The 7152-nt window shown below is 70.9% G+C and carries 9 protein-coding genes; 3 read left to right on the forward strand and 6 right to left on the reverse strand.

Annotated elements, in window-relative coordinates; genetic code table 11:
- Positions 1–1593: ABC-F family ATP-binding cassette domain-containing protein (locus ACFTZL_RS37795; protein WP_382592822.1), on the reverse strand; the 1593-nt coding region annotated here is incomplete at its 3' end.
- Positions 1594–1706: 113 nt separating this feature from the next.
- Here ACFTZL_RS37795 and ACFTZL_RS37800 point away from each other — a divergent pair.
- The 3 genes from ACFTZL_RS37800 (at position 1707) to ACFTZL_RS37810 (ending at position 4344) form a co-directional block, all read left to right on the forward strand.
- A complete protein-coding gene (locus tag ACFTZL_RS37800; protein ID WP_382592824.1) occupies positions 1707–3203 on the forward strand; it encodes a bifunctional phosphatase PAP2/diacylglycerol kinase family protein in 1497 nt (498 codons plus the stop codon).
- Positions 3204–3309: 106 nt separating this feature from the next.
- Positions 3310–4131: a class I SAM-dependent methyltransferase gene (locus tag ACFTZL_RS37805; RefSeq protein ID WP_382592838.1), complete on the forward strand. Its 822-nt coding sequence runs from the start codon at positions 3310–3312 to the stop codon at positions 4129–4131.
- A 42-nt stretch (positions 4132–4173) separates the two neighbouring features.
- A complete protein-coding gene (locus ACFTZL_RS37810) occupies positions 4174–4344 on the forward strand; it encodes a hydrophobic protein (protein ID WP_382592827.1) in 171 nt (56 codons plus the stop codon).
- Between the two features lie 14 nt (positions 4345–4358).
- Here the strand turns inward: ACFTZL_RS37810 and ACFTZL_RS37815 are convergent, their stop codons facing one another.
- From ACFTZL_RS37815 to ACFTZL_RS37835, 5 genes are read right to left on the reverse strand one after another with little or no spacing between them, the layout of a single operon-like run.
- A complete protein-coding gene (locus ACFTZL_RS37815) occupies positions 4359–4628 on the reverse strand; it encodes a gas vesicle protein K (protein ID WP_382592842.1) in 270 nt (89 codons plus the stop codon).
- Between the two features lie 47 nt (positions 4629–4675).
- Positions 4676–4864, reverse strand: coding sequence for a gas vesicle protein (locus ACFTZL_RS37820; protein ID WP_184588487.1), 189 nt, complete (start codon positions 4862–4864; stop codon positions 4676–4678).
- Positions 4865–4880: 16 nt separating this feature from the next.
- Positions 4881–5636, reverse strand: coding sequence for a GvpL/GvpF family gas vesicle protein (locus ACFTZL_RS37825; RefSeq protein WP_382592830.1), 756 nt, complete (start codon positions 5634–5636; stop codon positions 4881–4883).
- Positions 5633–5971 carry a gas vesicle protein gene (locus ACFTZL_RS37830; protein ID WP_382592832.1) on the reverse strand — a complete coding sequence of 113 codons (339 nt, stop codon included), beginning with the start codon at positions 5969–5971 and terminating at the stop codon, positions 5633–5635. Before ACFTZL_RS37830 ends, ACFTZL_RS37825 begins: the two co-directional genes overlap by 4 nt.
- Positions 5968–7062, reverse strand: a complete 1095-nt coding sequence (locus ACFTZL_RS37835) for an SRPBCC family protein (protein ID WP_382592835.1) — start codon at positions 7060–7062, stop codon at positions 5968–5970. Before ACFTZL_RS37835 ends, ACFTZL_RS37830 begins: the two co-directional genes overlap by 4 nt.
- Positions 7063–7152 lie beyond the last annotated feature (90 nt).

The raw sequence follows: 7152 nt of genomic DNA on the forward strand, positions 1-7152 counted from the left end.
GTCCCAGACCGGGTCCGGGGTCTCCCGGACCCGGCCGTCGCTGCCGAAGACCAGGTAGCGGTCGAAGGAGCGGGCGAACCAGCGGTCGTGTGTGACCGCGAGGACCGTGCCCTCGAACGCCTCCAGGCCCTCCTGGAGCGCTTCGGCGGACTCCAGGTCGAGGTTGTCGGTCGGCTCGTCGAGCAGCAGCGCCGTCACGCCCTGGAGCTCCAGCAGGAGGATCTGGAACCGGGCCTGCTGACCGCCGGACAGCCGGTCGAACGTCTGCTCGGCCTGGTTCGTCAGCTCGTAGCGGCGCAACCGGGACATCGCGGCGCCGCGGTCCTGCGCGTGCTCCTTCCACAGGATGTCGAGGAGCGTGCGGCCCTCCAGCTCCGGGTGGGCATGGGTCTGCGCGAAGTGGCCGGGCACGACACGGGCGCCCAGCTTCCAGAGCCCCGTGTGCGCCACGTCGCCGCCGGCGAGCAGCCGCAGGAAGTGGGACTTGCCGGAGCCGTTGGAGCCGAGGACGGCGACGCGTTCGCCGTAGAAGACCTCCAGGTCGAAGGGCTTCATCAGATTGGTGAGTTCCAGGTGCTCGCAGGTGACCGAGCGGACGCCGGTGCGGCCGCCCTTGAGGCGCATCCTGATGTCCTGCTCGCGCGGCGGCTCCGGGGGCGGCCCGGCCTCCTCGAACTTGCGCAGGCGGGTCTGGGCGGCCTGGTAGCGGGACGCCATCCCATCGCTGTTGGTGGCCGCCTGACGGAGGGTCAGCACCAGCTTCTTCAACTGGGCGTGCTTCTCGTCCCAGCGCCTGCGCAACTCCTCGAAACGGGAGAAGCGTTCGCGGCGGGCCTCGTGGTACGTCGCGAAGCCACCGCCGTGCATCCAGGCGTCGGCGCCGGCCGGTCCGGGTTCCAGGGAGATGATGCGCTGGGCCGAGCGGGCGAGGAGTTCGCGGTCGTGCGAGACCAGCAGCACGGTCTTGCGGGTCTCGGCGAGCCGCTCCTCCAGCCAGCGTTTGCCGGGTACGTCGAGGTAGTTGTCGGGCTCGTCGAGCAGCAGCACCTCGTCGGTGCCGCGCAGCAGCGCCTCCAGCACGAGCCGCTTCTGCTCGCCGCCGGAGAGGGTGCGGACGAGCCGCCACTGGGCCCTGTCGTACGGGATGCCCAGGGCCGCGGTGGTGCACATGTCCCACAGCGTCTCGGCCTCGTAGCCGCGGGCCTCGGCCCAGTCGGCGAGGGCCTGGGCGTACGCGAGCTGGGCGGCCTCGTCGTCGACGGTCATGATGGCGTGCTCCGCGGCGTCGACGGCACGGGCCGCCTCGCGGATACGGGGCGTCGCGACGGACACGAGCAGGTCGCGAACGGTCGTCTCGTCGCGTACGGATCCGACGAACTGCCGCATCACGCCGAGGCCGCCGCCGACGGTGACGGAACCGCCGTGCGGCCTCAGCTCACCGGCGAGCATGCGAAGCAGGGTGGTCTTCCCGGCACCGTTGGGCCCCACGAGGGCCACGACGGCCCCCTCCCCCACCCGGAACGACACATCACCCAGCAGCGCCCTTCCGTCGGGCAGGTAATACTCCAGGTGCGCGGCTTCGAGGTGACCCATGAGCAGGGATTCTGCGGCGCCGGGACGTGCGAGGGCAAACGCATTTGGCGCCGGTGACGCCAAGCACGGTGAAGCGACGGTGTGCCCACCCCCCTCGGGGTACCCGCACCCCCATGACAACCCCCGACCTGGACCTCACCACACCGAAGCCCGGGCACCACCCCCTGCGCGACCGCGTCCTCGCCTTGGACCGCCGTCTCTTCGAGGCCGCCGCCGACCGGCACTGGCCCGGGGCCGACCCCGTCCTGCCCCGGCTCAGCCGCGGCGCGAACCACGGGGCCCTGTGGTTCGCGGCCGCCGCCGCCCTCGCGGCGAGCCGCACGCCCCGGGCCCGCCGCGCGGCGACCCGCGGTCTGGCCTCGCTGAGCCTCGCCTCCCTCGCCATCAACACCCTCGGCAAGCGCTCGGTGCGCCGCCCCCGCCCCGTGCTGGACGCGGTCCCGCTGATCAGGCGGCTGAAGCGGCAGCCGATCACCACGTCGTTCCCCTCCGGGCATGCCGCGTCGGCCGCCGCCTTCGCGACCGGTGTCGCCCTGGAGTCCCCGCTGTGGGGCGCGGCCGTCGCCCCGGTGGCCGCCTCGGTCGCCCTCTCCCGCGTCTACACCGGCGTCCATTTCCCGAGCGACGTCCTGGCCGGCGCGGCCCTGGGCGTGGGTGCCGCGTTCGCCGTGCGGGGCCTGGTGCCGACGCGGTCGCAGGCCGTCCCGCCGGCCCGTCCCCGTGCCGAGGTCCCGGCGCTGCTGGAGGGCGAGGGGCTCGTGCTCGTGGCGAACACCGCCGCGGGAACCGCCGAGCGTGCCCGCGCCCTGCGCGACGAACTCCCGCTGGCCGAGGTCGTCGAGTGCGCACCGCAGGACGTGGCCGCCGAGTTGGAGAAGGCGGCCGGCCGCGCCCGGGTCCTCGGCGTGTGCGGCGGCGACGGCACCGTGAACGCCGCGGCCCGCATCGCCCTGAGGCACCGGCTGCCCCTCGCCGTGCTGCCCGGCGGCACCCTCAACCACTTCGCCTACGACCTGGGCGTGGAGGGCGCACGGGACCTGGCCCGCGCGCTGCGCCAGGGCGATGCCGTACGCGTGGACGTCGGCCGGTTCTCCTGCGGCGACGAGCACGGCGTCTTCCTCAACACCTGCAGTGTCGGCGTCTATCCGGAGCTCGTGCGCGAGCGGGAGCGCTGGTCGCACCGGATCGGCGGCTGGCCGGCGGGCCTCCTGGCGGCCCGGCGCGTGCTGCGGGCCGACCGGCATCCGCTGGAGGCCGAGTTCCAGGGCCGTACGCGTCCGCTGTGGCTGCTGTTCGCCGGGAACGGCACCTATCACCGCGTGGGGCTCGCGCCCGGGCGCCGGCTGGACCTCGCGGACGGGCAGCTCGACGTGCGGGTCGTGCACGGTGGGCGCCGGCCCGCCGCGCGACTGGTGGCCGCCGCCCTCGCGGGACCGCTGACCCGTTCGCCCGCCCATGCGGCCGTCCAGGTGGGACGGCTGCGCCTGGACCACGTGGCCCCCGGCACGCTGCTCGCCTACGACGGCGAGGTCATCGACGTCGAGGGCCGCGTGACCCTGGAGAAGCTGCCCGAGGCGCTGACCGTGTACCGGCCCATCACCGGCTACTGACTGACGCTCCGTCAGTCCATATAGCAGGATACGGGTCTCATCATTCGGCCCCGATGCGTACGGTGATCCCATGCCGACCGGAGGAACGGAAGGGGTGGGATCCGCCATGCCGGAACCACGGGAGACCGCCGTCTACACGCACGGGCACCACGAGTCGGTGCTCCGCTCGCACACCTGGCGGACCGCCGCCAACTCGGCGGCCTATCTGCTGCCCTCGCTCGAGCCCCACATGAAGATCCTGGACATCGGCTGCGGCCCGGGCACGATCACCGCCGACCTGGCGGAGCTCGTGCCCGGCGGGCAGGTCACCGGCGTCGACCGGGTGCCGGAGATCCTGGAGCAGGCGCGCGCCACGGCGGCCGGGCGGGGACTGGCCAACATCGACTTCGGCGTCGCCGACGTGCACGCCCTGGACTACCCGGACGACACCTTCTGCGTGGTCCACGCCCATCAGGTGCTCCAGCACGTGGGGGATCCCGTGCGGGCCCTGCGGGAGATGAAGCGGGTCGTCAGGCCCGGCGGCATCATCGCCGTGCGGGACGCGGACTACGCGGCGATGACCTGGTATCCGGAATCCGCGGGGCTGGACGCCTGGCTGGACCTCTACCGCCGGGTCGCCCGGGCCAACGGCGGTGAGCCGGACGCCGGGCGCCGGCTGAAGGCCTGGGCGCTGCGCGCCGGGCTCACGGACGTCACGGCGGGCTCCGGGACGTGGACCTTCGCCACGCCTCAGGAGCGGGCCTGGTGGAGCGGGCTGTGGGCCGACCGCACCCTTGCCTCGACGTACGCGGACCGGGCCCGGCTGGGCGGCCACGCCGGCGAGCAGGAGCTGCGGGCGGCGGCCGGGGCGTGGCGCGAATGGGGCGAGCAGGAGGACGGCTGGTTCAGCGTGCTGCACGGAGAAATTCTCTGCCGAAAGGAAGCCTGAAACACCATTTCGGGGACACCCTGAATGCAGGAGGTTCACATTATGGTTCCCATTCTGCTGGTACTGCTTCTGGCTTTGGTTCTTTTCGGTGCCGGATTTGCGGTAAAGATACTCTGGTGGATCGCGTTGGCGGTTCTCGTCCTGTGGCTGCTGGGATTCTTCGTGCGGGGCACGTCGGCAGCCGGGAGCCGGGGCCGGTGGTACAGGTGGTGAATTAGCCCGCTGATTCAGCCCCCGTCCCGGGGAAGCAGCGGTCCGAGCGGCCCGAGGTCCAGATTGAGGTCCTCGGGCCGCAGTCCGTAGCGGTCGCGCAGTTCCGTCATCCGCTCCTCGAGCAGCATCAGCGTGAGCCCGACCCGCTCCTCCTGCTCCTCGCTCAGATCCCCCACGTCGAACCTGCGCAGCGCCTGGCGCTCCATGAGCTGGCGCAGCAGTTCCACCACCGTCAGCACGAGTTTGACCAGGTCACGCTCGACGGTGTCGGGCTCCAGGTCCATCCGGTTGCGCTGCGGACGAGGGTTGGGCCGGGGGCTGTCGGCTGACGTCACAGCAACTCCTCGAACGGCGAGGACACCTGGGCGTTCACCGAGCTGATGAGCGCGTTGAGGTCGATCCGGACCAGGTCGACGTCGGCGATGCGCAGCGTGATGTCCCCCGTGATCACGACGCCGCCGGCGAGCAACCGGTCGAGCAGGTCCACGAGGGCGACCTCACGGCGTTCCACTACGGTCACGACTTCTCTCCGTCGGTCATGTGGCCTCTCCGGCGAACGAATAGGCCGCCCAGGGGCCGGTGAGTTCGATACGCATTCCGGGCACGTCGCCCTTCGTACGGTCCACCAGTTCCACGAATTCCTCGGAATTTGCGCGCGGCACCAGATACGCGGCATTCAATACGTTCCGCCCGGTCGCCTTGGAAAGCGCGGGATTCTGAGGAGGGTGCAGCCGGGAATCCTCCGCGAATGCGGAAAGGTTTTCGTGCAGTCGGTTCGAGAAATGCTCGGCCTTCTGCCACATCTCCTCGTGCGACCTGGTCTGCATACGCCGCTGCCGCAGATAGTCCCGGCCCGACGCGGCTTTCTGCGCGGGCCGGGGACTCTCCTGCTGTTCGGACTCGGCGTACACCTTCACGCCCCACTCGACCCGGCCCTCCAGCCGTTCGAGGGTGCGCTGGAAGTCCTCTTCGCGTGCCTCCATCATCGTCCGTACGCCGCTGTCGTCCCGGAAGACGGTGCCGAGCCGCAGCGGCAGCGGGGTCGTGACGGTGGTGAGCGCGTCGATCACGCCCTGGTGGGCGCGGGCGGTCTCGGTGAGCCAGTCCAGGTCCTCCAGATGCGCGTGGAGCGGTTCCTCGGCGAAGTCCCGCTCCGGCACATGACTGACCACGGCGACGAGACCGTGGTGGGTCAGCGCTCGGGGCGGATCGCCCGCCACCCCTGACAGCTGGGACTGGAGCGGCGTACCGAAGGGGCGGCAGACGGCGTAGACGTACCGCAGTCCGGTCACGGGGCCTCCTTCTTCTCCGCGCGGCCGGGCTCCAGCTCCTCCAGCCGGGCCAGCCTCTCGCGCAACTCGGCGTTCTCACGGGTCAGTTCATCACGGCGGGCCCGAGTACTCAGGTTCGGGTCGCTCTCCCACCAGTCGATGCCCATCTCCTTGGCCTTGTCGACGGAGGCGACGATGAGCCGGAGCTTGATCGTGAGGAGTTCGATGTCGAGCAGGTTGATGCGGATGTCGCCCGCGATGACAATGCCCTTGTCCAGCACCCGTTCCAGGATGTCGGCCAGGTTGGCGCTGCCTCCCTGGCCGTAGGGTTCGGGCATCCTGCTGGGGGTCGTCATCGCCGGCTCCCTGCCTCAGCTTCCTCTTCTTCATACTCGTCTTCCTCGTACTCGCCCTCGGGCTCCTCCTCGGGCTCCTCCTCGCCCTCGGCCTCCTCGTCGTACTCGCCCTCGGCCTCGTCCTCCTCCTCGTACTCGCCCTCGGGTTCCTCTTCGCCTTCCTCGTACTCGTCCTCCGGCTCCTCGCCCTCGGTGCCCTCCTCCTCGGACTCCTCCTCGGCGAGCGCGTCCTCGTGACTGACGACGACCTCGCCGTCGCGGATCTCGCCGCGCCAGCCGTCCTCCGCCTCGCCCTTGATCGTGATGAAGCGGACGTAGTTCTTGAGGTCGAGCCGGGCGCGGCGGCCCTGGGCGCGCCAGATGTTGCCGGTCTTCTCGAAGAAACCGGAGGGGTAGTACTCGATGACCAGCAGGACGCGGGTGAGGCCGTCGGTGAGCCGGTGGAAGGAGACGACGCCCTTCGTCGTGCCCTTGGCACCCTCGGAGGTCCACGCGATGCGGTCGTCGGGGACCTGCTCGGTCGTGGTCGCCTTCCAGCTGCGGTTGGACCACCAGACCTTCAACTGCCAGTCGGAGGTGGTGTCGTCGGCCTTGCTCGCGGCCTTGACGCCCTTCGCGAAGGTGCTGAAGTCCTGGTACTGGGTCCACTGGTCGTACGCCGTGCGCAGCGGTACGCCGACATCGATGTGCTCGATGATGACGGTGGGCTTGTTGCCGGAACGGCCCTTGCCCTTCCCCTTGCCCTTGCCGACGAGGCCCTTGAAGGCACCTGTGACCTTGTCCTTCAGGTGCGAGCCGCCGGTCTCCAGCGCGGCGCGCAGCGGCCCCTTGCCCTCGGCGATCTTCTTGCCGCCGTCGAGGGCGAGCTTCGCGAAGCCGGGGCTGTTGCCCTCGGCGATGTCGTTCAATTTGCCGGTGGTCTCGCCGAGCTTGCGGCCCACACCGGTCAGCATGCGCGTGGCCTGAGCGGCGAGGTACTCCTGCAGTTCGGCCTTCAGCCGGTCGGCGGCCTCGCTGTGAGCCACATCGGTGAGCGGGTTCTTCGTCGCGCCGTTCGCGGCGGACTTCGCCGATCCGAGAGCGTCGGTCATCCCTCACCGCCTCCCTTCGGCAGCCGGGACCGGGCGCTGCCGCCCCTGTTCCCGGCAGAGGTGGCCTTCTTCGCGGCCGTGGTCTTCTTC

The sequence above is a fragment of the Streptomyces sp. NPDC056948 genome (assembly GCF_042674225.1).
Classification (GTDB): domain Bacteria; phylum Actinomycetota; class Actinomycetes; order Streptomycetales; family Streptomycetaceae; genus Streptomyces; species Streptomyces purpurascens.

Bases quoted from the DNA above. Each gene is read 5' to 3' on its own strand.
- ACFTZL_RS37835 (WP_382592835.1), bottom strand. From the start codon at position 7,062: ATGACCGACGCTCTCGGATCGGCGAAGTCCGCCGCGAACGGCGCGACG.
- ACFTZL_RS37810 (WP_382592827.1), top strand. From the start codon at position 4,174: ATGGTTCCCATTCTGCTGGTACTGCTTCTGGCTTTGGTTCTTTTCGGT.
- ACFTZL_RS37815 (WP_382592842.1), bottom strand. From the start codon at position 4,628: ATGGACCTGGAGCCCGACACCGTCGAGCGTGACCTGGTCAAACTCGTG.
- ACFTZL_RS37830 (WP_382592832.1), bottom strand. From the start codon at position 5,971: ATGACGACCCCCAGCAGGATGCCCGAACCCTACGGCCAGGGAGGCAGC.
- ACFTZL_RS37800 (WP_382592824.1), top strand. From the start codon at position 1,707: ATGACAACCCCCGACCTGGACCTCACCACACCGAAGCCCGGGCACCAC.
- ACFTZL_RS37805 (WP_382592838.1), top strand. From the start codon at position 3,310: ATGCCGGAACCACGGGAGACCGCCGTCTACACGCACGGGCACCACGAG.